At 40.3% G+C, this 25380-nt stretch carries 21 protein-coding genes and 1 other annotated feature; all 21 genes read left to right on the plus strand.

Annotation, left to right across the window (positions count from 1 at the left end):
* Nucleotides 1-11: 11 nt before the first annotated feature.
* The 21 genes from abc-f (at nucleotide 12) to MHH44_RS07660 (ending at nucleotide 25378) form a co-directional block, all read left to right on the plus strand.
* A complete protein-coding gene (gene abc-f / locus MHH44_RS07560; RefSeq protein WP_340798189.1) occupies nucleotides 12-1625 on the plus strand; it encodes a ribosomal protection-like ABC-F family protein in 1614 nt (537 codons plus the stop codon).
* Nucleotides 1622-2062: an ASCH domain-containing protein gene (locus MHH44_RS07565; protein ID WP_340798190.1), complete on the plus strand. Its 441-nt coding sequence runs from the start codon at nucleotides 1622-1624 to the stop codon at nucleotides 2060-2062. The genes abc-f and MHH44_RS07565 overlap by 4 nt, the downstream gene beginning before the upstream one ends.
* Nucleotides 2063-2289: 227 nt before the next feature.
* On the plus strand, nucleotides 2290-4191 hold the full coding sequence (locus MHH44_RS07570; RefSeq protein ID WP_340798191.1) for an LTA synthase family protein: 1902 nt from the start codon (nucleotides 2290-2292) through the stop codon (nucleotides 4189-4191).
* A 532-nt stretch (nucleotides 4192-4723) separates the two neighbouring features.
* A complete protein-coding gene (locus MHH44_RS07575) occupies nucleotides 4724-5842 on the plus strand; it encodes a thiolase family protein (protein WP_340798192.1) in 1119 nt (372 codons plus the stop codon).
* 87 nt (nucleotides 5843-5929) lie between these two features.
* Entirely contained in the window at nucleotides 5930-7105 is a 1176-nt protein-coding gene (locus MHH44_RS07580) for an acyl-CoA dehydrogenase family protein (protein WP_008404776.1), read from the plus strand.
* A 68-nt stretch (nucleotides 7106-7173) separates the two neighbouring features.
* On the plus strand, nucleotides 7174-8367 hold the full coding sequence (locus tag MHH44_RS07585) for a thiolase family protein (protein ID WP_340798193.1): 1194 nt from the start codon (nucleotides 7174-7176) through the stop codon (nucleotides 8365-8367).
* A 23-nt stretch (nucleotides 8368-8390) separates the two neighbouring features.
* Entirely contained in the window at nucleotides 8391-9677 is a 1287-nt protein-coding gene (locus MHH44_RS07590) for an acetyl-CoA hydrolase/transferase family protein (RefSeq protein ID WP_340798194.1), read from the plus strand.
* Nucleotides 9678-9704: 27 nt separating this feature from the next.
* Nucleotides 9705-10616, plus strand: coding sequence for an SDR family NAD(P)-dependent oxidoreductase (locus MHH44_RS07595; protein WP_008404773.1), 912 nt, complete (start codon nucleotides 9705-9707; stop codon nucleotides 10614-10616).
* Nucleotides 10617-10652: 36 nt separating this feature from the next.
* Nucleotides 10653-11825, plus strand: coding sequence for an acyl-CoA dehydrogenase family protein (locus MHH44_RS07600; protein WP_008404772.1), 1173 nt, complete (start codon nucleotides 10653-10655; stop codon nucleotides 11823-11825).
* Between the two features lie 57 nt (nucleotides 11826-11882).
* Complete coding sequence (locus tag MHH44_RS07605) at nucleotides 11883-12290, plus strand: FAS1-like dehydratase domain-containing protein (protein WP_008404771.1); 408 nt, start codon at nucleotides 11883-11885, stop codon at nucleotides 12288-12290.
* A gap of 11 nt (nucleotides 12291-12301) precedes the next feature.
* Nucleotides 12302-12682 (plus strand): MaoC/PaaZ C-terminal domain-containing protein, encoded by a 381-nt coding sequence (locus tag MHH44_RS07610; protein ID WP_008404768.1) that lies wholly within the window; start codon nucleotides 12302-12304, stop codon nucleotides 12680-12682.
* A 134-nt stretch (nucleotides 12683-12816) separates the two neighbouring features.
* Nucleotides 12817-13701, plus strand: a complete 885-nt coding sequence (locus MHH44_RS07615; protein WP_008404767.1) for a R2-like ligand-binding oxidase — start codon at nucleotides 12817-12819, stop codon at nucleotides 13699-13701.
* A gap of 56 nt (nucleotides 13702-13757) precedes the next feature.
* A complete protein-coding gene (locus MHH44_RS07620; RefSeq protein ID WP_008404766.1) occupies nucleotides 13758-15275 on the plus strand; it encodes an aldehyde dehydrogenase family protein in 1518 nt (505 codons plus the stop codon).
* 24 nt (nucleotides 15276-15299) lie between these two features.
* Entirely contained in the window at nucleotides 15300-16502 is a 1203-nt protein-coding gene (locus MHH44_RS07625) for an iron-containing alcohol dehydrogenase (protein WP_340798195.1), read from the plus strand.
* A 76-nt stretch (nucleotides 16503-16578) separates the two neighbouring features.
* A complete protein-coding gene (locus tag MHH44_RS07630) occupies nucleotides 16579-18102 on the plus strand; it encodes a class I adenylate-forming enzyme family protein (RefSeq protein ID WP_340798196.1) in 1524 nt (507 codons plus the stop codon).
* Nucleotides 18103-18243: 141 nt separating this feature from the next.
* Nucleotides 18244-19005 (plus strand): 3-hydroxyacyl-CoA dehydrogenase, encoded by a 762-nt coding sequence (locus MHH44_RS07635; protein ID WP_340798197.1) that lies wholly within the window; start codon nucleotides 18244-18246, stop codon nucleotides 19003-19005.
* A gap of 12 nt (nucleotides 19006-19017) precedes the next feature.
* A complete protein-coding gene (locus MHH44_RS07640; RefSeq protein WP_340798198.1) occupies nucleotides 19018-19812 on the plus strand; it encodes an enoyl-CoA hydratase/isomerase family protein in 795 nt (264 codons plus the stop codon).
* 77 nt (nucleotides 19813-19889) lie between these two features.
* Nucleotides 19890-20999, plus strand: a complete 1110-nt coding sequence (locus MHH44_RS07645; protein WP_340798199.1) for a CaiB/BaiF CoA transferase family protein — start codon at nucleotides 19890-19892, stop codon at nucleotides 20997-20999.
* A 204-nt stretch (nucleotides 21000-21203) separates the two neighbouring features.
* Nucleotides 21204-21965, plus strand: a complete 762-nt coding sequence (gene yidC, locus MHH44_RS07650) for a membrane protein insertase YidC (protein WP_008404756.1) — start codon at nucleotides 21204-21206, stop codon at nucleotides 21963-21965.
* Between the two features lie 474 nt (nucleotides 21966-22439).
* Nucleotides 22440-22659 (plus strand) — a binding site (T-box leader).
* Between the two features lie 37 nt (nucleotides 22660-22696).
* A complete protein-coding gene (argS, locus tag MHH44_RS07655) occupies nucleotides 22697-24376 on the plus strand; it encodes an arginine--tRNA ligase (protein WP_340798200.1) in 1680 nt (559 codons plus the stop codon).
* Nucleotides 24377-24526: 150 nt separating this feature from the next.
* Complete coding sequence (locus tag MHH44_RS07660) at nucleotides 24527-25378, plus strand: alpha/beta fold hydrolase (protein WP_340798201.1); 852 nt, start codon at nucleotides 24527-24529, stop codon at nucleotides 25376-25378.
* Nucleotides 25379-25380: the final 2 nt, after the last annotated feature.

Here is a 25380-nt window from a genome sequence, read left to right on the forward strand (position 1 = left end):
GGCGTAGAAATATGCAGTTAAAAGCAGAAAACATTACGAAAATTATCGGTGGCAATACCATTTTTAAGGATCTTTCTATAGAAGTAAATACTGGTGAACGTATCGCAATTGTCGGTCGAAACGGCAGCGGAAAAACGACATTATTTAAAGTGCTGGCAGACATTGAACAGCCGGATGAAGGACGGATCATAAAATCGAAAGGTCAAACAATCGGCTACTTGCATCAAATTCCCCGATACACGGATACATCCGTTTTTGATGTATTGTCAAAAGCATTTGCTGAATTACATCAAATTAAAGACCGTTTAGCTCATTTGGAAAAGCAGATGGCAACTGATTTATCGGAGAAGATTTTAAATCAGTACGGTGAGCTGCAAGAGCATTATTTAGCAAAGGGCGGATACGAAATCGAAGCGAAAATCGCATCGATCGCCAATGGACTCGCGATTACAAAGTTATTAGATCAACTTTTTGATGCGCTGAGCGGAGGAGAAAAAACAAAGGTAATGCTCGCTCAAATTTTATTGCAGCAGCCTGATATTTTGCTGTTGGATGAACCGACAAATCATTTGGATCTTGCTGCAACACAGTGGCTTGAAGATTATTTGCAATACTTCAAAGGTACCGTTGTTGTGATCTCGCATGACCGGATGTTTTTAAATAAAATTGTTCAGTATGTGGCAGAAATTGAAGATGGCCAAATTTGGGTAAGTAAGGGTAACTATGATCAGTACATTAATAATAAAGAAGCAAAAATAGCGCAACAGTTTGCGGCATATGAAGAACAGCAAAAAAAGATTCAGAAGATGAAAGAGGCGATTCGCCGATTACGACAATGGGCGAATGAAGCGTCTCCTCCCAATCCTGATTTATACCGTAAAGCGAAAGTAATGGAGAAAATGCTGGCACGAATGGAAATCGTCAAGAAGCCAAAAACCGAGCGCCATATGAATTTACAATTGAAAATCGAAGACCGGACTGGCAAAGAAGTGTTTATGCTGAAAAACATTTCCCACGGGTTTGAACATGACTTTTTATTTATGGATGTTGATTTATCGATACATTTTCAAGATAGGGTAGCTATTGTTGGGAATAATGGTACGGGAAAATCCACGTTATTAAAAATTCTATTAGGGGAAATTGCGCCTGTTGATGGAGAGGCAAGACAAGGGAGCAATTTAAAAATCGGTTACCTTGCACAGCAGTTTGACCAATTGAACGGCAAGCAGCGTCTTATCGATGCATTCCGAGAGCAAGTTTCGCTAACGGAATTTGATGCTCGGCATATGCTCGCCAAATTTTTGTTTTACGGTCATGATGTATTTAAAAAAGTGGATCAACTAAGCGGCGGGGAAAAAATGAGGCTTCGACTAGCTCAATTAATGATTCAAAAATGCAATGTTCTCGTTTTGGATGAACCAACGAACCATCTTGATATTGAGTCGAGAGAAGCGCTTGAAGAAGCATTGGAGAACTTTGAAGGAACCATTCTTGCAATTAGCCATGACCGCTATTTTTTGCAAAAACTATTTACGAGAACGGCTTGGCTGGAAAATCAGCAGCTAACCGTTCATGATGGTCCATTTGAATGGGCGCAGTCGAAACAAAAGGAGTTAAGCAAATGAATAATATAGAAGCATATTGGCAGCATTATTGTGATTCGGAAGGTATGGAAAATATCCGTTATAAAGAAGCATTTCAATTTGGTGAAAAGGCGGATTGGCTTGCAGGACTTGTCGAGGAGGGCACTAAAACCGCAACTTGCTCGAGTTTTCCGTTGTATGAACGAGAAGGGGAAAGTTTACCGGAAATTGGGGACTATCAAATTGTTTTAAACAGTAAGGATGAACCGGTAGCGATCATACAATCCTATTCTATTGAAATATACCCATTCAATGAAGTACCTGTTGATTTTGCTTTGGCAGAAGGAGAAGGTACTTATGAGGAATGGAAGGAAGCACATGTCGCGTTTTTTAGCAGAGAACTCTCAGCGCAAGGTCTGGAATTTACCGAGGAAATGCTGACTGTTTGTGACCGCTTTAAAAAAGTTTTTCCTAAATAAGATTAGAAAGCTACAATATTAATAGCTAGACCTAAAAAATGGAGGGATTTGCTTAGGCAACCTCCATTTTTTTACTGTTTTTGTTCAAGAACAACATTTCCTGGCAACAATTGCTATCGGACATCGTTACATAATAGTTGCATAGGTTAATGTTTTTTTGATATATTAAATCTTGTTTTTCTCTATATAAAGGGAAAAATGTTTTGAATAGAAAGAGTGATTACAAGGTGAAAAACTTAGTAAAAAATAAAAGCTTATTAAATAATTTCCTAGCGATTTTCGTTCTGGCCGTTTTAATGCTATGGGCGAAAACTTACATTACACAAGTGACGCAGTTTAAGCTGGGTGTTGAGGGGCCGCTCCAACAGTTTCTTTTATTGATCAACCCATTGGGATCTGCGCTACTATTTTTATCAGTTGCATTTCTGTTTAAAGGAAAAAGAAAACTGACAGTATTGATCTTCATCTATACGTTGATGACAATTCTTTTATTTGCAAATGCTGTATATTATCGTTTCTTCAGCGATTTTATTACACTACCTACGATATCTCAAACACAAAATTTCGGGGATTTAGGCGGCAGTGTATTAACTTTATTAAAACCTTATGATGTATTATTTTTTGTGGATATTTTCGTGTTGATCTATATTCGTTTTTCAAAAAAAATTAATTTCCAATCCGGCAAAATCGGATTCAAAATGCCGGTAGCAGTTGTGGCTGCGGCAATTATATTGTCTATTGTTAACTTGCAATTAGCGGAAGCAGATCGCCCGGATTTATTGAGCCGAGGCTTTGACCGCAGTTATATCGTAAAATATTTAGGAATGTACAATTATTCAATTTATGATTCTGTTAAAACGTTTGAAGCATCTTCAGAGCGTGCTTCAGCTGACAGCAGTGATATTGCGGAAATAATAAACTATACAAATTCATTTTCATCTCAACCAAACGAGAAGTATTTTGGTAAAGCAAAAGATATGAATGTTATTTATTTACATTTGGAATCTATGCAGTCATTTTTAATTGACTATGAGCTTGAAGGCGAACAAGTTACACCGTTTTTAAATTCATTGGTTAAAAATGAAAATACAATGTATTTCGATAACTTTTATCATCAAACAGCGCAGGGCAAAACGTCCGATGCTGAATTTATGTTAGAGAATTCTTTATTCGGATTGCCACAAGGCTCGGCCTTTATTACGAAAGGACAAAATACGTTTGAAGCCGCACCATCGATTCTAAAAGATTATGGGTATACGTCTGCAGTATTCCACGGTAATAATGGCAGCTTCTGGAACCGAAATATGATTTATAATCAGTTTGGCTATGATGAATTTTTTGATGAAAGTTCATATGATACAGCCGATTCGAAAAATATGGCGGAGTACGGTTTAATGGATAAACCATTTTTCGAGCAGTCGCAAAGCTTGCTAGAAACATTGCCGCAGCCATTCTATACAAAATTCATCACGGTTGCCCATCACTTCCCATATAAGATTGACCAGGATTTAGTGTCGATCGGGAAAGCGACGACAGGTGATACGAGTGTCGATAATTATTTCCAGACAGCTCGATACGCTGACGAAGCAATTGAACAGTTCTTTACGTATTTAAAAGAATCCGGTCTGTATGAAAATACAATGATTGTGATGTACGGAGACCATTACGGAATTTCCGACAACCATAATAAAGCGATGGAACAAATTATTGGTGAAGAAGTGACACCTGTTGTAAATGCCGATTTACAGCGTGTGCCTCTCTTTATTCATGTGCCGGGTATGGAAGGCGGGGTTAACCATACGTATGGTGGCCAAATAGACCTTCTTCCGACAGTACTGCATTTACTTGGTGTTGAAACGAAAAACAATATTCATTTTGGGACAGACCTGCTATCGGAAGAGCATAGCGAAATCGTTCCGTTCAGAAACGGTAATTTTGTCAGCCCGACGATCTATTCATTGGACGGCAAATACTACGATCCGAAAACAGGCGAAATGCTCGATGAATCGAAAATGGAAACAGCAGATAAATTAAAAGCGATGGTAGAAGAAAAACTTCACTATTCAGATAAAGTTGTTAATGGGGATTTATTACGCTTTCATTCCAAAGATGGAAGTATAAAAGAATAAGCAGAACAATTTAAAATTGAATAAATATACTCAGGCATCATCTATTTTGATTAATTCAAATGGATGATGCCTTTTTATTATGGCTTAAAAAATAATTATAAATATCCTAGTAAAGAAAAATACTTTTCAAAATCCATCGATATACTCGAAAAACTCTATTTGTTTCATAATAATTCACTATTGGAATTAATGTTCATTTTACATATAACACAATGAATAGATATTTTAATTACCGTCTGATGTGATGTATTAACTTATATTGGAATATAAAGTGAAATTATGATTTGTTATTAAAACCATAACATTAATCGTGGTATCAGTTAATTTTACTATTTAAAAGTACTAAATTGTTGAGAATATTTTCACCTGATTATCTATATAAATTAAGAGACAGATATTCAATTGCTTAATAGGTTGTAATCTTTTTGTATAAGCAACATATAGTGGATTTTGGGAAAGCGAAACGATTTTAGAGTTTTTATGAGGCGATCTAAGCAATTCGCCACCCAATATACTAAGGGGGAATGAGTGTATGAGAGAAGCCGTAATCGTCGCTGCAACACGAACACCGGTAGGCAGAAGAAATGGCGTCTTAGCAGAAGTACGAGCAGATGATTTAGCTGCAGATGTACTGGAGGAGGTAGTAAGTCGAGCAGGAATTGAAAAGGCACTTGTAGATGATGTTATTTTCGGCTGTGTTTCCCAGACATTGGAGCAAGGCGGAAATATCGCACGAATTGCCGCACTGATGGCAGGCTTTCCGATTGAAGTGCCTGGTGTAACGATTGACCGGCAATGTGGCTCGAGTTTACAGGCAGTGCATTTTGCGGCACAAGCGATTATTTCTGGCGATATGGACATTGTCATTGCGGGTGGTATTGAAAGCATGAGTCGAGTACCGATGGGATCCAATATGGAGGGTACGCGTAAAAGTGACCGTATTAAAAAATATGAGTTGATCCACCAAGGTTTATCCGCAGAGCGAATTGCAGAACAATGGCAATTAACAGAGCAGGAAATTAATGAATATTCTGTGTTGAGCCAACAACGTGCCAGTGAAGCAATCAAAGCCGGCTACTTTAACGATGAAGTTGTAGCGATTGGTGATGTGGATACCGATGAAGGCCCGAGACCCGGAACAACCGTTGAAGTTCTGCAAGGCTTAAGGAAGCTGTTTAAAGAAGACGGATTTATTTCTGCCGGAACTTCATCACAAATGAGTGACGGTGCGTCGGCTGTACTCATTATGTCCAGTGATAAGGCAGAGGAACTCGGTGTGAAACCGATGGCAAAAATCATCGCGCGTACTGTCGTAGGTTCTGACCCGACAATTATGCTGACAGGCCCAATTGAAGCGACAAAACGTGTCCTTCAAAAGGCAAACTTAACGATTGAAGAGATCGATACGTATGAAGTGAATGAAGCATTTGCTCCAGTACCAATAGTTTGGGCAAAAGAGCTGGGAGCGGATTTGTCGAAACTGAATCCGGAAGGTGGTGCAATTGCGCTAGGTCATCCACTTGGCGCAACCGGAACGAAATTATTAACTTCGATGCTTTATCGAATGGAGCGTAATAACCAACGTTACGGCCTGCTTGCGATTTGTGAAGGAATGGGCATGGCCAATGCCACAATTATTGAGAGAATTTAAATAAAGGCGATATTCATATTTTAAAGATTTGTAATCGCTTTCAATATAAAAAGGTGTTAAAAATATGATGAAGAGAGAGTGAATTCAATGAATAAAACATTGGCGAAATCTAGAAAAGAGTCCCGTACATTTTTTAATGATGATCATATTATGTTCAGGGATTCTCTTAGAAAATTTGTAGAAAAAGAAATTGATCCTTATTTTACACAATGGGAAAACGATCGTATTGTACCGCGTGAATTATGGTTGAAGCTAGGCAGTCAAGGATTTTTATGTCCAAGCGTAGAGGAAAAGTACGGTGGGACGGGCTTAGACTTTATCTTTGATATTGTTTTGTCCGAGGAATTATCAAAAGTCGGCGGCGGCTTAAGTGGGATTGGTCTGCACAGCAATGTCGTAACACCGTATATCACTTCTTTTGGAACAGAAGAGCAGAAGATGAAATACCTTCCGAAGTTTGTAAGCGGTGAATGGATTTCAGCAATTGCGATGACAGAACCGGGTGCAGGGTCTGATTTACAAAAAATGACGACGACTGCTGTGAAAGATGGATCAGACTATATTGTAAATGGTCAAAAAACATTCATTACGAACGGAATTCTTTCCGATGTCATCATCATCGCCTGTAAAACAGATCCAAAAGCGGTACCTGCCCATAATGGGGTAAGCCTATTGATCATTGAGAGAGGGATGGAAGGTTTCTCCCGTGGAAGAAAATTAGACAAGGTTGGTATGCATAGTCAGGATACAGCAGAACTGATTTTTGAAAATGTACGAGTACCTGCAGAAAATCTTCTTGGGGAAGAAGGAAAAGGGTTCTTGTATTTAATGCAAAAATTGCAGCAAGAACGTCTGCTCACGGCAGTAGGGGCAATTACCGCTGCAAAAGATATGCTGGATCTGACGTTGCAATATGTAAAAGAGCGGGAAGCGTTTGGTAAACCAATTGGTAAATTCCAGAATACACAATTTACACTGGCGGAAATTGCGACACAAGTAAAAATCGGCCAAACATTTGTGGATGATTTGATCTTACGCCATTTAGAAGGACAGGATCTCGTGACGGAAGTATCAATGGCCAAATGGTGGACAACGGATATGGCTCGCAAAATATCAGTAGAGTGTATGCAATTACATGGCGGCTACGGCTATATGGAAGAATATAAGATTGCGAGACGATTCCGGGATATTGCCGTTACACCAATTTTCGCCGGTTCCAACGAAATTATGAAAGTCATTATTGCCAAAAATTTGGGGCTGTAATAAATCCGAAATTATTTCATCAAGTATAAACACATGATACGTAATATGAATTAATGAGGTGAGACGCAATGAAAAATGCCGTAATTATAGACTCTGTACGTACAGCAGTTGGTCGTATGGGCGAAACATTAAAAAATGTAGAGGTAGATTATCTTGCGGCAAAAGTGTTGGACGAAATTACTGTTCGTACCGGAATTGGTAAGGATAAAATCGATGAAGTCATTATCGGACAAGCAAAGCAAAGTACTGATTCGCCTAATCTAGCCCGCTTAGCCCTTTTACGTGCAGGTTTTCCGATTGAAATTACCGGCTATACAGTTCACCGGCAATGCGGTTCAGGTCTGCAGGCAATGAATAGCGGTGCTCAGCAAATCATGTGTGGGCTTTCGGATATTATTATTGCGGGTGGAGCTGAAAGCATGAGCACAGCCCCATACTATTTGCGGAATGTCCGTTACGGTTACGGTGCTGGAAACGGTGAAATTCTCGATTCGAACACTGAAAGTCAACCACGTGCCCAGCCAATTGAAACATATGGTGCATTAACAATGGGAATGACTGCTGAAAACTTGGCTGTAAAATACGCCATTTCCCGAAGTGAACAAGATGAGTTTGCCATAAGGAGCCAGGAGAATGCAAAAAGAGCCATCGAAACGGGATTGTTCAAGGATCAAATCGTCCCATTTGAAGTGAAGACGAAAAAAGGAACGCTCGAATTTAAAGTAGACGAACATCCGAGGGAAACAACAATCGAAAAATTATCTCAATTAAAACCGGTTTTTAAAGAAAACGGTACAGTTACTGCCGGGAATACAAGCGGTCGTAATGATGGTGCGGGTGTGATTATGCTTATGTCGGAAGAAGCAGCTGCACAGTATGATAAAAAACCTAAGGCGAAAATTATTGCGCAAGCTGTATCAGGAGTTTCACCGGAAATTATGGGAATTGGCCCTGCCCCGGCAACTAGAAAAGCATTGCAATTAGCGGATTTAACACTTGATCAAATCGGTTTAATAGAATTAAATGAAGCCTTTGCAGCTCAATCCTTGGCCGTCATCAAGGAACTTGGCATGGATATAAACCGAGTAAATGTAAATGGGGGCGCAATCGCACTTGGTCATCCGATTGGCGGCACAGGTGGTGTATTAATGACGAAGCTGCTTCATGAAATGGAAAGACGTGGAGAAAAATACGGTCTAGTTACATTCTGTATTGGCGGCGGTCTTGGTATTACAACAATTGTTGAAAATATGCAGTTGTAGATACGGAACCGGAGCTGATCACGATGAACAATACCGATTGGAAACCCCACTATACAAAAAAATGTACTACTGCTGAAAACGCAATCCAACTTATTGAATCCTCTCAAACGATATTTTTGGCACCGATGTGTAATGAACCTCAAGTACTTGTAGAAGAATTGATTCGTCAAAAGGCGCGATTACAAGAGATTTTATTATATACCATCATTTTAGGGAGTCCGTGTAAATATGCGGATCCCATATGTCACCCACACTTTAGAATTCGAACATTCTTAAATTCAACCTTATTGAAAAAAGCATACGAAAATAATAATTGTGATTACGTTCCTGTAAATTTCTCGGACATCCCCCGGTGGATCAAAGAAGAGAAAATTGATGTTGCACTTATTCAGGTTTCCCGTCCAGATGCAAACGGTTTTTGTAGTCTTGGTCTTTCGGTAGATGTTGTACAGACATTGATAAAGGAAGCGACGGTTGTAATTGCGGAAGTAAACAGCAATCTTCCTTATACATCTGGAGAAACTCTCGTCCATGTATCCCAGATCGACAAGTTTGTTCCATCTGACCGACCGTTACTCACGATTCCAAACAGTCATCCGGCTAAAGAAGAATTAGCTATCGGTAAATACGTGGCAACGCTAATCCCTGATTATGCGACGATACAAGTTGGCGTCGGTAAAATCGCTGCTAGTATTGTCCGGTCACTCCAGTCCAAAGCAGGATTAGGAGTGCATTCGGGTTCGATTTCCGATGAGATTATGCAGCTCATTAATCTTGGAGTTATTACAAATGAACGAAAAGAGATCAACCGGCATAAAACCGTTTGCACAACACTTACAGGAACAAATGATTTATATAAGTTTTGTCATCAAAATAAAAGCGTTGAACTGTATCCGGTAAGTTACACCCATAATGCAGCGATTATATCGAAAATAAGTCATTTTTATTCAATTAACTCGGCGTTGGAAGTAAGCCTGTCCGGCCAAATCAATGCCGAGCAAGTTGAGGACTCCCATGTTGTTGCAGGGGTTGGAGGTCAAATGGATTTCATTCACGGCTCAAAGCTTTCTTCAGGTGGAAGAGCAATTATTGCGCTGCCTTCTACGGCGAAAAACGGAGCGGAATCCAGGATAAAGATTCATACAAAATACGTGACGTCATTAAAGTCTGAAATCGACTACGTTGTCACAGAGTATGGTATTGCAAAACTGTTTGGAAAATCTTTAAGTGAACGGGCGCAAAACCTAATTGCCATTGCGCATCCGAAATTCCGGGCTGCTCTTACGGAAGAATACAAACAATTAGTGTAATGAGCCAAATAAGAAAGGATGTTAACTATGTCGAATTTAAAAGATAAAGTTGCAATTGTCACAGGTTCCGGTCGAGGTATTGGACGAGATATTGCCTTACTTCTAGCGAAAGAAGGAGCAAAAGTTGTAGTCAATGATTTAGGTGGCGGATCCGATGGGCAAGGAAATGATACAAAAATTGCAGATGAAGTGGTGCAGGAAATACAGGACCTTGGCGGAGATGCTGTAGCCAACTATGATTCCGTTGCTGACTATGAATCTGCTTCCAATATTATAGACACAGCATTATCACGATTTGGCCGCTTAGATATCGTCGTGAATAATGCAGGTATTTTACGTGACCGGATGTTGTTTAAAATGAGCGAAGAAGAGTGGGATACAGTAATTGCGGTTCACTTAAAGGGTTCATTTAATATGACACGAGCGGCATCAACAATCTTTAAAGAACAAAAAAGTGGGCGTTTTATTCATTTCACCTCCACATCCGGGTTAATCGGTAATGTGGGGCAAGCCAATTATTCAGCTGCTAAATTAGGGATTGTCGGATTAAGTAAAAGTACTGCGTTAGATATGGCCCGGTATAATGTTACATCGAATGCGATTGCCCCGTTTGCATGGAGCCGATTAATCGGGACAATCCCTACAGAGACAGAGGATGAAAAAGAGCGAGTGGAAAGACTGAAACAGCTTTCGCCAGCTCATATTGCGCCATTAGTTGCCTTTTTGGCATCGGATGAAGCTGCCGATATTTCCGGTCAAATATTTGGTGTACGAGGTAAGGAAATTATGGTGTTTTCTCAGCCGCGTCCGATTCGCTCGGTATTCAATGCGAAAGGCTGGTCCGTTGATAGCTTAAGTGCAATCAAAGGCTCGCTTCAATCAAGTTTTACACCGCTTGAAGCTAGTGCGCAAGTTTTCCCGTATGCCCCATTAGTGTAATTGTTTGGACTGTTAAATTGGAAGGGAGAGAGAAAAATGGACTTTCAGCTACCACCCGATTTAATCGAAATGAAAAAAACAATTCGAGAGTTTATAGACAATGTGGTGGATCCACTTGCAGGAGAGATTGATCGTGAAGACCGAATACCGGACCATATTATGGAAAAGTCAAAAGAAATGGGGTTGTTCGGTCTAAGTATCCCTGCAGAATACGGTGGTACAGGCATTGATATGGTCGGGAAATGTAGTCTTTTTGAAGAAATCGGCCGTACATCGAACGGTTATATGACGGTAATCGGTGCACATACAGGAATTGGATCGGTCGGGATTGTGGAATTGGGGACGGAAGAGCAAAAGCAAAAATATTTACCCCGCATGGCTTCGGGTGAAATTATTGGTGCGTTTGCTTTAACTGAAACGACTGCGGGTTCTCATGCAGCAGCTTTAAAAACAACGGCCGTTCGTAAAGGAGACAAATACATTCTGAATGGCGCGAAGCAGTATATTACAAATGCGCCGATTGCAGGGGTTTTTACGGTAATGGCTGTAACCGATCCAACTAAAGGCGCAAAAGGAATTACTTCTTTCCTTGTGGATAAAAGCGCTCCTGGTTTAATCATTGGAAAAACAGAAGAAAAAATGGGGCTTCGCGGATCCCATTCTTCTGAGATTTTCTTCGAGGATTGTGAAGTGCCGGTCGAAAATGTGCTTGGTGTAGAAGGATTAGGTTATGTCAATGCCTTAACCATTTTGGCAAATGGTCGTGCTGGGCTCGCGGCGAGAAACTTAGGCTCAGCGCAAAAGCTTTTTGAGCTATCCGTCAAATATGCGCATGAGCGTGAACAGTTCGGAAAGCCGATTTTTGAACAGCAAATCATTCAACATTACTTGGCGGAAATGGCATTGGATATCGAAACATTGAGATCCTTTACGTACCGAGTGGCATGGATGGTGGACCAGGGGATGAATGTCATCAAAGAGGCAGCGATGGCAAAACTTTTAGGTTCGGAAATTTATAATCGCATAGCAGATAAAGCTGTGCAAATTCATGGTGGCCTCGGTTATATGAAAGAGTTCCCTGTTGAAAGATATTATCGGGATGCACGTATTACAAAAATATATGAAGGCACATCTGAAATTCAAAAAAATATTATTGCTGCTCAAATTCATAAAGAATATTTGAAGAAAGCACCGCCCGTATCAATCTAGTAATCTGATTTGAAATATCTGAAAATAACGACAAATTAAATTGGAGGAGGTAATTTTTTGAGTATAGGGCTTAAGGAAAAAGTTGGTCTGAAGTTAGAAGCCTACACCTTTCGAGTTGAAAAAGGAAAAATCAAAGAATTGGCCCAAGCGATTGGTGATGTGAAAGAGGAGTATTTGAATGGTGAAGCGGTTCCACCTACATTCCCGACAGTAATCGACTTTTGGGGTGGAGGTGCTTCCTCGTCCGAGCTATTAAATTTAAACATGAAAAAGGTTCTCCATGGCGAGCAGGAGTATGAATATTTCAGGGAAATCGTTCCCGATGAAGAAATTACAGTACATGGGGTCATTGAAAAAGCTTATTCAAAAGCGGCGATGAACTTCTTTATCATACGAAAAGATTATTTGGATAAACATGGTGAAACGGTTTTAATCAGTCGATCCACGATTATCGAAAGGCATTAGGGGGTTATTTTATGGAAATAGGCCAGACGCTGGAACCTTTACAGAAGGAAGAAATAACGCATACGCAGCTCGTTCGATATGCAGGTGCATCCGGAGACTTCAATCCGATCCATACCGTTGTCCCATTTGCAGAGGCAGCGGGTTTAGGCGGGGTCATTGCACATGGCATGTTGGTTATGGGCTTTGTCGGGCAGGCAATTGGGCAATGGTTTGAAGTAAAGAACCTGAAGAAATTCACAACGAGATTTAAAGCAATGACAAGACCAGGAGAAAGAATAACTATACAAGGCCGTGTTGTCGATGAAAATGAAACTTGCTGGATTTGTGAGGCAGAAGCAGTTAATGAATCTGCTGAAGTAAAGGTGAAAGCATTTTTTGAAATAAAAAAATAATTGCATCCAACGTTGTTCTAGAGAGATGACTCGTTACGTAAAATTTGTGATGTTGACTGCAATATTTACAGGAGAATCTCTTTTATCATTACGCAGTTATGGAGTAACAAACAAAATTTAAGGAGGAGCTCGCAATGAGAGAATACGTCACTACTAAACAGGAAATCAACAAAAATTCACTACCGTATAATTTGTATCAAAAGGCAAAAAAGTTCGGAATCTGGAATCCGGTAGATATCGACTTTACGCAAGATAAAGAAGATTGGAAGAAATTAAATGAAGAACAGCAATTAGAGGTGCTTACTCAGTTTGCTCAATTTATTGGCGGTGAAGAAGCGGTCACACAAGATATTTTACCGATGATTATGGCGGTTTCTAAAAAGGGATGGTTCGAAGAGGAATCTTATTTAACAACTTTCCTTTTTGAAGAAGCGAAGCATGCTGAATTTTTCAGTCTGTTCCTGGAAGAAATCGGCGTAAAGGATGATTTGACTCATTTACTGACACCAGGCTACCGGAAGCTATTTGATGAAACGCTGCCAGCAGTGATGGGCAGATTGATTGAAGATCAGTCACCGGAAGCAATGATAGATGCTGCGGTTACGTATAATATTTTTGCAGAAGGTGTTTTGGCTGAAACAGGTTACTGGTTCTTCCATGAAGCACTATCAAGCGCAAATTTGTTCCCGGGATTTATATCAGGAATTCGAAACGTTAAGCGTGACGAAGGACGTCATATAGGTTTTGGTACATTCCTCATTCAGCGCCTAATTAGTGAGAATCCTGAACTGGAGCTGTTTGAACGCGTACAGCAAAGACTGCAGGAGCTGTTACCGATTGCGATGATGTTAACAGAAGGAAAAGAAGACAAACAAGTAACAAGTCTTGGAATTGAACGAGGAAAATCGATGGAATTTGCCATGAAGCAATTACAGGCACGTCTGACAGTGCTTTCCCGAGCTAAAGGAAAGACGTTAGAAGAAATCTATAATACGGACATTGCATTAGAAGAAGTATAGGAAGTATTCATTCAGACGCTGTAATAAACAGTTTGCTATTTAGAGGGGGATGAAGGATGACGACAGACGTACAAGTTAAGATCTTTCCGCAGTTTATCAATGGTGAATGGACACCACCTGCTTCAGGTGAATTTTTTGATGTGATCAATCCGGCTACTTCAGAAGTCGTAGCGAAAGTTTCAAAAGGAAATCAGGACGATGTGAATAATGCGGTTCAAAATGCGAAAGAAGTTTTTGAATCAGGTGTCTGGTCAGGGAAAACGCAGGCAGAACGTGCACAGATCATGATGCAATTTGCGGGGAAAATCAGACAGCATGCGCAGGAAATCATTTTCTTAGAAGGGATTAGTACGGGGGCGACACTACGTAAATTGGGTGGCGCAGATATTCGGCAGTTAGTGCTTTCTCTTACTCAAACAGCGGATTTATCGCTGAAATATGAGGCAGTAACAGCTCTTCCGGTCAACGAACAATTAGGTGCAAATCGTAGTCTGCTTGTTCGCGAACCACTCGGAGTAGTAGCGGCGATTACACCATTTAACTTCCCGCTAGTTTTAGCGATGTGGAAAATCGCACCGGCAATTGCGATGGGGAACTCCATCATTATTAAGCCGGCTTCCAATACACCATTAGGTACATTGAAGCTTGCACAATTAGCAGTTGAAGCAGGTATTCCACCAGGGGTTATTAATGTCGTAACAGGTCCTGGAGCTGAAGTGGGCGATGCACTTGTTACACATCCAGATGTATCGAAAGTGGCGTTTACTGGATCTACAGAAGTAGGCAGAAAAATTATGGCACAAGCTGCAGGTACAGTTAAGAAAGTTACGCTTGAACTTGGAGGGAAGGCGCCTGCAATCGTGCTTCCTGATGTAAATCTCGAAGTGGCTATCCCAGGAATTCTGCTCGGCGTATTTTTCCATTCAGGACAAGTATGCGAAGCGAGTACACGTCTCATCGTACATGAATCCATTTATGACATTGTCGTGCAACAACTAGTTGAGACAACGAAGAAAATAAAACTTGGACAGCCGCTTGATATGACGACTGGAATGGGACCGGTCATCTCGGAAACACAGATGAATAAGATCCTCGACTATATTCAGTCTGGTATTGATGAGGGAGCAAAACTTGTATGTGGCGGTAAACGTGCAGCAGGTCCAGGGCTGGAGAACGGGTATTTCATCGAGCCGACGATTTTCGCAGATGTGACGAATGATATGAAGATTGCGAGAGAAGAAATCTTTGGGCCGGTATTATGCGTGATTAAATATTCAACAGAAGAAGAAGCAATCGCCATCGCAAATGATACGGAATATGGATTAACAGGCGGTGTTTGGGGCCGTGATGTGACGAAAGCAAATGAAATTGCTACGAAAATCAATGCCGGAACAATCTGGATCAATGACTGGCATATTTTCCGTACAGATGCTCCATTCGGTGGCTATAAGCAAAGTGGCTTAGGTCGTGAACAGGGAGCTCAAGTGTTTGATGACTACACAGAGCTTAAAAATATTTGCACTTCACTTACGACGGAAAATGCACAGCGCCCAGCTTTAGGACTAATCTTTTAATCGAAAAATGAATGGAGAGATACGATGAAAACGACTTCCTATTTTGAATTCACACATCGCCCTGAAATCCGAAGTGGTGCAGGTTCACATATTTTAGTACCCGATCTAATCCAAGGTTTAGGTGGAAAGCGCCCTGTTCTATTTTCTGATAAAGGATTGACGGATGCAGGCTTAACACAAAAAATCAAAAGCTTATTTGATATGGTTCCTGGCATAAAGCTGGCTGGTGTATTTGATGATATTCAGCAAGATGCGAAATCGAGCAATATTAACAGAGGCCTGAAATATTTTAAAGAATGCAATGGCGACTCCATTATTGCAATTGGCGGCGGGAGTGTTATTGATACAGCTAAAACTGTCAAATGGGCTCTTTACAATGGTGTTAACGAAGTTGAGTATATTTTAACAGGGAACGTTTTAGAAGTTTGGCCGGATGCAAAGCCGCTTGGTATTCCGCATATTTCAATTCCTACTACAGCTGGAACGGGTTCTGAAATCTCCAGTATTTCAGTAGTATTCAATGAATTGCTGAACCTGAAGTGCAATTTAATGAATCCGTATTTGAGTTCTGATATTGCGGTATTAGATCCTGACTTAACTGTTGGTTTACCGCCAAGAGTAACAGCGTTTACTGGTATGGATGCACTGACACATGCTGTAGAAGGATTTTTCTCAACAAAATCAACGAATTTCTCGGATGCATTTGCACTGCATGCCGCAAAAATCATTGTCGAAAATTTGACTACGGCTGTGCGTGATGGGAAAAATGTGGCTGCACGTGCGAATATGCTACAAGCAAGTGCAATGGCTATTACAAGTTTCCAATCGGCGATGGCCAATATCCCAATCCACAATATAGCCCATACGTATGGCGCGAAGTACGGCATTCCACATGGGCTGGCAAATGCAGTTCTCATGCCGAGTGTAATGAAAAATATGCCGAGCATGTATTTACCGAAAGTGAATGCATTTGCACCTGCACTGGGAATTATTCCAAACGCAGAAAATCCGCAAGATACATTGGATGAGTGCATAAATGTAATTGTTGACTTAAGAAATGCAGTAAATCTGCCGCCAAGCTTTGACGAGTTTAATATTGATGCGGCAGATATTCCGCAACTTGTGCCTGCTGTTCAAAACGATCCTTCGTCGTTAAGTTTCCGTATTCCTGATGACATCATTGTAAACGTTTCTAAAGAAGTAATCAGTTCTAAAGTAAGTATTTAATTTAAAGAAAGCGCTCTTGAGGAAAGGGGGGCCTCCTTTCCTTTGATCGAAAATTTGAAAGTAGGAGGTTACTATTATGAATATTGTTGAATTGCTTACTTCAACAACTTCCCGTTTGCCAGATCAACCTGTCATCCACTTCAAAAGAGCTCTACTTACTTATAAAGAATTACAAGATAAAGTTTACAATATCGCTGCAGGATTGAAAGATCAGGGTGTCACAAAAGGTGCGAATGTGGCATTAATGATGACAAATCGTCCGGAATATATTATTACGTATTTTGCTATTTTAGCAAATGGAGGTACGGTCGTTCCGATCAACCCTACATTTAAAGAGCAGGAAGTAACATATATCGTAAACGATTCGGAAGTTGAATTGTTGATTATTGAAGATACGGCGAAACCGGTTATCGAAAACGCAATGGATCAATTCAAAACAGTCAAAACAATTATTAATTACGGTGATCATGTAGATGAACGATATTTATCATGGCATCAGCTAGATACATCTGCCTCTATTTCAGAAATTGTCCCCCTTCATGAATCTGACGTCGCACAAATCATCTATACTTCCGGTACAACCGGTAATCCGAAAGGCGCCATGATAACACACGGTAATTTAAACTGGATGGCGATTACAGCAGCCGTATACAACCAGTTAGTTCCAAGTGATCGTGTCCTATGTGTATTACCATTGTTCCATGCTTATGCAAAACTTCAAGGCTTCCTGGCACCGATAGCTCATGGATGTGCAATCTATTTGGAAGAACGTTTCCACCCGGTTGAAACATTAAAAGCGATTGCCGAACATGAAATTACAATATTTTTAGGTGTGCCGACAATGTATGCCTTTTTTGCTCAGGTTCCTCATTTAGTAGAGCAACTGGACTTCTCAAAATTACGGACAGCTGGTTCAGGTGGGGCAAGTTTACCAGCGGAGCTATTGCATAAGACGAATGAATCGTTCGGTGTCAGTATTTCTGAAGGATATGGTTTAACCGAAAGTACGGTCATGCTGATGACAACACACCGAAGCTTACCGAAAAAAGTCAATTCAGTCGGGATGCCATTACCGGGAATCGATTTGAGACTGGTAGATCCCGAAGGCAATGAAGTAGCCAATCATGAAGTAGGCGAAATCTTATTTAGAGGGCCGAATATGATGAAGGGGTACTACAAGAAGCCGGACGAGACCGCAAATACGATTAGGGACGGCTGGTTGTATACAGGAGACTTGGCGTACCGTGATGAAGAAGGCTATCACTTTATCGTTGACCGTAAAAAGGACATCATTATTCGTGGCGGGTTTAATATTTATCCTCGTGAAATAGAGGAGCTGCTCTATCAGCACCCGGCGGTCGTAGAATGCTCTGTAATCGGCAGACCGGACCCGGTATTCGGTGAAAAAACGGTAGCGTATGTCGTATCGAAAGACACCGAGCTAATAGAAGATGATGTTCGTGAATACTGCAAAGCGAAACTTGCCGAATACAAAGTGCCGGATTATATAATTTTCATTGAAGAAATTCCAAAGTCCGGAACAGGTAAAATTCTGAAGACCGCTTTGAAAGACTTAGACAAAAACGCAATGCCTAAATAAGAAGCGTCGGCTGGTCGGAGTTCATAAACTTCAGTACATGAACTAGAACGCAGATTATGTCGTTATGGACGAGCCGCTTATTGCGTAGCCCTAAATGACAAATAGGTTAATGATTGAACAGGAATAAGGAGGGGTTAATAGATGAATTTTGACCAAAAGGCAATTATCGTGACGGGTGGAGGATCTGGTTTAGGTGAAGCAACTGCCCGAAAGATTGCATTTGCTGGAGGCTATCCTATCATATTGGACTTAAACGAAGAAAAGGGGCAAGCGGTAGCCGATGAATTGAATGGTTTATTTTTTAAAACGAATGTTGTGAAGGAAGAAGACGTACAGGCAGCAATTAACGGTACAGTAGAAAAATACGGTTCGATCCAAGGTGTTGTGAATTGTGCAGGTCTTGGTACTTCAACACGTGTAGTGGGCAGAAAAGGTGTATTCCCATTAGATGAATTTAATTATATTATCCAAGTTAATTTAGTTGGTACATTTAATGTCATCCGTTTAGCTGCAGCTGCCATGATGACAAATGAACCGAATGAACACGGGGAACGCGGGGTTATTGTGAATACAGCTTCTGTCGCGGCGTTCGATGGACAAATCGGTCAGGCTGCCTATTCTGCATCCAAAAGTGGAATCGTAGGGATGACATTACCAATCGCAAGGGACTTGGCTAGCTATGGCATCCGCGTTATGACGATTGCACCGGGAATTTTCGATACACCTTTAATGAACAGTGCGCCTCAAGCAGTTAAGGAAGCGTTAGGAAAACAAATTCCATTCCCGTCCCGTTTAGGGGAAGCGGATGAATATGCCCATTTAGTAACGGCCATTTTTGAAAATCCAATGTTAAATGGTGAAACGATTCGACTCGATGGAGCGATTCGCATGGCCCCAAGATAAGGAGGATGACGGATGAACCTTGAAACAATGACGATTGAGAAGCTTGACTACGGTGTACACGTCGTAACAATTTATAATCCGCCTGCCAATACATTAAATGCAGGAATTCAGCAGGACTTAGTGCAACTGATAGAGGAAGTCGAAAAAAATCCGGCAATCCGGGCCATTGTGTTCAAATCGGCCAACCCGAAAATCTTTATTGCAGGTGCAGACCTGGGTACAATGGGCAGCTCTGATGATAACGTGGATTTTGCTGAAAGTTCAAAACATGTGCAGGGTATTTTCAACCGGTTGGAAGCATTGCGGGTACCAACTATTGCAGCAATAAATGGTCATGCATTAGGCGGTGGCTGTGAATTCGTGCTTGCATGCGACTTCCGTATAATGGGTGGCGGCACAATCGGATTAACGGAAGCATCATTGGGATTATTGCCTGGTGCTGGCGGTACACAGCGTATGACGAGATTAGTAGGCGGAGCAAAAGCGCGCGAATTAATGTATTTAAGCAAACGTTTAAAAGCAGAGGAAGCAGCAGCAATCGGCTTAATTACAGAAGCGGCAGCTCCGGAAGAAGTGGAAGAAAAAGCAATCGCATTTGCAACATCGCTTGCTCAAAGTGCCATTGGAGCAATCGGCCTCATTAAAAAGAGTATTTTAGCCGCGGAAGAATTGCCGTTAGAACAAGGGTTATTAGTAGAACGGGAAGCCTTCGCGAAAACATTTACTACAGGGGAAGTAAATGAAGGCATCCGCGCGTTCTTTGAAAAGCGCCCTCCAAATTTTTTGAAGCCAGTCACAAATCAATAAATGGAACATTTGGGGGCCGTGTTGAAAGTTCAGCTTTCAGTACGGCCTTTAATTTAATATGGAAGGATGAAAGATTTATGCTGTTAAAAGGATTAAAAGTGCTGGATTTCTCCACATTATTGCCAGGCCCGTTTGCGACGATGATGCTGGCGGATCTTGGAGCGGAAGTTGTTCATGTTACCAAACCGGTAGAAGAAGGGAAGCAATGGGGGCCGAATGAATATTTGCAGCGCTCTAAAAAGTCGCTGGCGGTTGATTTGAAGTCTCCGGAAGTAGTCAAATCGCTAAAGGAGCTATTAAAGGAGCAGCAATATGATATTGTAGTTGAGCAGTTCCGGCCTGGCGTGATGGCGCGCCTTGGTCTCGATTATGAAACGCTTAAAGCCATCAATCCTGGCTTAATTTACTGTTCCATTACAGGCTATGGTCAAACAGGTCTATATCGTGAGCGTGGCGGGCATGATATTAATTATGTATCCTTGTCGGGAGTGCAAGGCTACTCCGGCACGAAAGAAAATGGCCCGGCAAATATAGGTTTTCAGGTGGCCGACTTGGCAGGTGGATCAATGCATGCAGTGATCGGTATTTTATCGGCTGTCATTTATCGGGATAAAACGGGGATAGGGCAGCATCTTGATATTAGTATGACGGACTGCGCATTAACGCTAAATGCCTTATTTGCCCAGGATTATTTAGCAGAAGGAAAACCGCTGCCACGTGAAGAGCTAATTTTAAACGGCGGCTCGTTATATGGTTATTATGAAACGCTGGATGGTCGATACCTTTCTGTCGGCAGTCTTGAACCGAAATTCAGACAGCAGTTATGTCAGGCAATCGGTCATCCGGATTTACTTCCATTAGCGATGAGTAATAAACCGGAAGATATTGCAAAGATGAAAGAACAGCTGCAAAGTATTTTCCTGCAAAAGACGCTTGATGAATGGCAATCTATTTTCTTCGAAGTGGATGCTTGTGTTGAACCGGTATTGACCTTTGAAGAAACGGTTGCACATCCGCTTTTCAAGGACCGGGATATGTTTGTGGAAATAGCAAAGCCGGATGGAACAACCCAAAAACAAATTGCATGTCCGATTAAGTCCAATCTCTTCAAAGCTTCGTATGGGACAGTCGGAGTACATGCAGGAACACATAACAATGAAATTTTAGGAAGCCTGTTAAAGAAGTAGGGAATGCGATACGGATGAATACATGTATAAATATGTCTCCTAAACCGCATAACACCGGAGATCTGGGAGTGCAAGTGTAAAAAATATTAATTTTTATTGCGTTCATATTAAAAATACTTAATATTTATAAGAGTAATTACTGTTCTTTTTTTGAAAAATATTTTAAGATATAAACGAATTACAAGATTGTTGAGCAGGTGAACTATGAAAAACTTAAAACTTAGTGTTTTCCTTCTAACCGTTCCACTTTTACTGGCAGGTTGTGAGAGTGTTGAGAACAAAGAAGGCTTCTTCTATTCAACATTTGTACGTCCGATGGATTGGACACTAAACACATTTGGTGAATTATTTAACGGCAGCTATGGTTTGGCTATTATTGCTATTATTTTAATTATTCGTCTCGTACTAATGCCGTTTATGCTTAAAACTTACCGCAGTCAAGCTACAATGAAAGTGAAAATGGATTTTGTCCGCCCGCAAATGGAGGATATCCAGACACGTTTAAAAGCAGCAAAAACTCCGGAAGAAAGAATGACAGTTCAGCAGGAAATGATGTCGCTCTACAAAGAACATAATATTAATCCGTTAAATATGGGCTGCCTGCCAGCGCTTATACAAATGCCGATTATTATGGGCTTATACTATGCGATTTTATATTCAGCTGAAATTAAAACACATTCATTCCTATGGTTTGACCTTGGCTCTACAGATATTTGGATGACTGCAATCGCAGGTGTCGTTTATTTTGTACAAGCGAAAGTCTCGCTTCAAACCGTACCAGAAGCTCAGAAGAATCAAATGAAACTGATGATTTACGTATCGCCGATTATGATTGTCATTATTTCATTGTCTTCGATGGCTGCACTCCCACTGTACTGGGCAGTCGGAGGGTTATTCTTAATTGTCCAAACTTATATTGGACGCAAATTTTTCTCAAGCATCCCTGAAACTAAGGGAAATGAATAAATATAAGTTATGCCGCTGCTAAAGGCTTACTGAACTAAAACTACTGAGACAATGATTTCAGTAGTTTTTTTATGCGTTGCGATCAGAGTGAATTTATTTTCTAATAAACTTGAGGATTGTTCTAATATATTTTAAAAGCTTCTAATAAAAACCTCATTTTCTAATATAGTTGTCAGTTGTTCAAATAAGTGGTCAAGATTGTCGAATAAAGCGTCCAGTTGTTCTAATATGTCATAAGCATCTTCTAATAAACGTAGCAATTGTTCTAATAAAGGCAATTTCAGGTATTTGAAAGCCCCATTAGTAACGTGAAAACTTAGCATACTGACTATATTTCCGGTAATTTTCTAAAATATAGTCGCTATTGACTAATATCCACCTCAGATTATCTAATAACATCGGTTATTTAGTAGTTAAATTTACATACAATTTATATTGACATTGATTATCCTTAATGGATATAATTCAGTAAATTTAAATTCGATGAAAAAGACAGTAATTTACAATTGTTTTGGTAAGCGAGCTGGGGATTGGTGAGAGCCTGGTGCAAAATATGTAAATGAAGCGCACTTTGGAGAAGCAGTCTGAACATAAGTAGGACCTGCCGGGGAGTCACCTCGTTATTAATGGAAAGTGGTCACAATTTGTGGCAACTAGAGTGGTACCACGGGAATTTGAAGCTCTCGTCTCTATTTTTGAGACGGGGGCTTTTTATATTGGGAGGAGATAATATGTATAAAAAAATTGCATCAATTATTCAAGATGCTTTGCCGCACAAAATAATAACAAATACCGAAATTGAACAACTATTAGAAAGGCCAAAGTATCAGCATTTAGGGGATATAGCTTTCCCATGCTTTACGCTTGCTAAATCTTTAAAGAAAGCCCCAAATGTTATCGCTATAGAAATAGGCGACAATATTAAAAGTGATTTTATTCAGGAAGTTCATGTTGTTGGAGGCTATATAAATTTATTTTTAAATAAGTTACAGGTGACAAGAGACGTCATGGCCAAAATTATGATCGCTCACGAATCATATGGACAACAAGAAATACAGCAGAAGAATATCGTGATTGATTTTTCATCACCGAATATTGCAAAGCCATTCTCAATGGGGCATCTTCGTTCTACGGTCATTGGAAATGCTCTTGCAAATATTGCAGAAAAGAACGGATACAATGTCATTCGGATAAATCATCTTGGCGACTGGGGTACCCAATTCGGTAAATTGCTTGTGGCATTCCAATTGTGGGGAGAAAAAGAACGTGTTCAACAATCACCTATTGAAGAACTTTTGAAGCTATACGTGAAGTTCCATGATGAGGCAGAAACAAATGAATCCTTAAATGAGGAAGCAAGATCGGCATTTAAAGCGCTCGAAGATAATGATCCGCGGGCAATGGCATTATGGACCTGGTTTAAAAGTGCCTCACTACAAGAATTTAAGCAAATTTACGAGCAGCTTCATATTCAGTTTGATACGTATGAAGGGGAAGCTTTTTATAATGAAAAAATGCAGTCTGTTGTTGATGAATTAAAAAAGAAGCAATTACTCACAGAGTCGGATGGTGCGAATGTTGTTGAGCTTGAAGATATGCCACCTTGTTTAATAACAAAACAAGATGGTGCAACATTATATGCTACCCGTGATTTAGCCGCAGCTTTTTATAGACAGGCGCAATATGAACCATCCCAAGTTTTCTATGTGGTAGGGAATGAGCAAACACTGCATTTCAAACAAGTATTTCAAGTTATCTCAAAAATGGGCTATCCATGGTCGGGAAATCTGAAACATGTACCATTTGGAATGATGTTGAAAGATGGGAAAAAGATGTCCACACGTAAAGGCAGAGTCATTTTATTGAAGGATGTATTAAAAGAAGCAGTGGAAACAGCGTCGAGAAATATAGAGGAAAAAAATCCGACGTTAAATAATAAACAGAATGTTGCTGACCAAGTAGGGATTGGCGCGGTAATATTTAATGATTTAAAGAACTTCCGCTTAAACGATATTGAATTTTCATTACCTCAAATGTTGAATTTTGAAGGTGAAACAGGTCCTTATGTACAATACACGCACGCCCGGATCCATTCCATTTTAGAAAAAGCAAAGTATACAGCAAGTAATGAAGTAACGGTGATGGAATTAGAGAATTCAGCTTGGGAGGTTATTAAGCTGCTGCAACAATATCCTCAAGTAATTACAGATAGTTTCGAACAAGTAGATCCTTCCTTAATTGCGAAATATGTATTGCAATTAGCGCGGATATTCAATAAATATTATGCAAATACAAAGATTTTAGTGGAAGATGAACAGCTAGAAAGTCGTTTACAGTTATGTTTTGCAGTAGCAACCGTTTTAAAGGATGGTTTGAAGTTACTGGGAATAAAATCACCGGAAAGTATGTAAAGAATAAAATTTTCTTTGAACGATTTAAAAGTCAACAACAGTATTTAATCGATATTTAAATATAAAGATAAAAATATTAAATACTCATTGTATCCCCAGACCAACTATGCGAAAATTTATTAGAATATTGGAAAAATAAGGGGTGGGACTATGTGGGAACAGCAGCTAATTGAAACGAAGCGTGGAATTTTTGAAGTTTTTTCAAAAGGCGAAGGGAATCCGGTCTGTGTAACGCATTTATACAGTGAATTTAACGAAAACGGGAATCGCTTTGCGGAAATGTTTGTCCCGTATTATAAAGTGCATTTAGTGAACTTACGTGGCTGTGGAAAATCAACGGATGATGTGTCTGTTTTTAATTATGGCATGCACGATAGCGTAGAGGATCTGGAGGCAATACGTTTAGCATTAGGTTTTGATATATGGGGATTTGCCGGACATTCAACAGGCGGGATGCTGGCATTAAACTATGCTATTTTGCATCCGGAAAGTGTAGAATTTCTCGTAGCTGGCGGTCTTTGTGCTTCTGCAGAATATATGCATCATCCCGCAAGTATTTACTGCAAGGAAAATCCGAACAATAAAAGAATTCTTGAGATTTTAGCGATGCTTCGAGATCCATCTTCAACGGTCGAACAAAGAAGAGCGGGTTCTAAAGAATGGGCGCTTATGTCGTTATATAAAGAACAAAACTATGACAATATGATAAGTCGTCCGAACAGCGGAAAAACAGTTTCGAAAAGACTGGATTATTTTTCATATAAAGAGCTGCCCAACTTCGATTTGCGACCACAATTACCGGCTGTGAAAACAAGATCTTATATATACGGCGGTTTATACGATGCGCAATGTCCATATGAATTTGCAGTGGAAACAGCGGATTTAATGGCGAATGCGACATTGACGACATTTGCAGAAAGTAACCACCACCCGGTTATTGAAGAAGAAGAAAAGTTCTCGGAATTTGTGCGCAACCTATCTCAACTGCAATCCATCCGATAGTA

It is taken from the genome of Solibacillus sp. FSL K6-1126 (genome assembly GCF_038003445.1).
In the GTDB taxonomy this organism is placed as follows: domain Bacteria; phylum Bacillota; class Bacilli; order Bacillales_A; family Planococcaceae; genus Solibacillus; species Solibacillus silvestris.

Excerpts from the sequence above, each read along its gene's own strand:
- abc-f (WP_340798189.1), top strand. The coding sequence starts at position 12 with ATGCAGTTAAAAGCAGAAAACATTACGAAAATTATCGGTGGCAATACC.
- MHH44_RS07565 (WP_340798190.1), top strand. The coding sequence starts at position 1,622 with ATGAATAATATAGAAGCATATTGGCAGCATTATTGTGATTCGGAAGGT.
- MHH44_RS07575 (WP_340798192.1), top strand. The coding sequence starts at position 4,724 with ATGAGAGAAGCCGTAATCGTCGCTGCAACACGAACACCGGTAGGCAGA.
- MHH44_RS07580 (WP_008404776.1), top strand. The coding sequence starts at position 5,930 with ATGAATAAAACATTGGCGAAATCTAGAAAAGAGTCCCGTACATTTTTT.
- MHH44_RS07585 (WP_340798193.1), top strand. The coding sequence starts at position 7,174 with ATGAAAAATGCCGTAATTATAGACTCTGTACGTACAGCAGTTGGTCGT.
- MHH44_RS07590 (WP_340798194.1), top strand. The coding sequence starts at position 8,391 with ATGAACAATACCGATTGGAAACCCCACTATACAAAAAAATGTACTACT.
- MHH44_RS07595 (WP_008404773.1), top strand. The coding sequence starts at position 9,705 with ATGTCGAATTTAAAAGATAAAGTTGCAATTGTCACAGGTTCCGGTCGA.
- MHH44_RS07600 (WP_008404772.1), top strand. The coding sequence starts at position 10,653 with ATGGACTTTCAGCTACCACCCGATTTAATCGAAATGAAAAAAACAATT.
- MHH44_RS07610 (WP_008404768.1), top strand. The coding sequence starts at position 12,302 with ATGGAAATAGGCCAGACGCTGGAACCTTTACAGAAGGAAGAAATAACG.
- MHH44_RS07615 (WP_008404767.1), top strand. The coding sequence starts at position 12,817 with ATGAGAGAATACGTCACTACTAAACAGGAAATCAACAAAAATTCACTA.
- MHH44_RS07620 (WP_008404766.1), top strand. The coding sequence starts at position 13,758 with ATGACGACAGACGTACAAGTTAAGATCTTTCCGCAGTTTATCAATGGT.
- MHH44_RS07625 (WP_340798195.1), top strand. The coding sequence starts at position 15,300 with ATGAAAACGACTTCCTATTTTGAATTCACACATCGCCCTGAAATCCGA.
- MHH44_RS07630 (WP_340798196.1), top strand. The coding sequence starts at position 16,579 with ATGAATATTGTTGAATTGCTTACTTCAACAACTTCCCGTTTGCCAGAT.
- MHH44_RS07635 (WP_340798197.1), top strand. The coding sequence starts at position 18,244 with ATGAATTTTGACCAAAAGGCAATTATCGTGACGGGTGGAGGATCTGGT.
- MHH44_RS07640 (WP_340798198.1), top strand. The coding sequence starts at position 19,018 with ATGAACCTTGAAACAATGACGATTGAGAAGCTTGACTACGGTGTACAC.
- MHH44_RS07645 (WP_340798199.1), top strand. The coding sequence starts at position 19,890 with ATGCTGTTAAAAGGATTAAAAGTGCTGGATTTCTCCACATTATTGCCA.
- yidC (WP_008404756.1), top strand. The coding sequence starts at position 21,204 with ATGAAAAACTTAAAACTTAGTGTTTTCCTTCTAACCGTTCCACTTTTA.
- argS (WP_340798200.1), top strand. The coding sequence starts at position 22,697 with ATGTATAAAAAAATTGCATCAATTATTCAAGATGCTTTGCCGCACAAA.
- MHH44_RS07660 (WP_340798201.1), top strand. The coding sequence starts at position 24,527 with ATGTGGGAACAGCAGCTAATTGAAACGAAGCGTGGAATTTTTGAAGTT.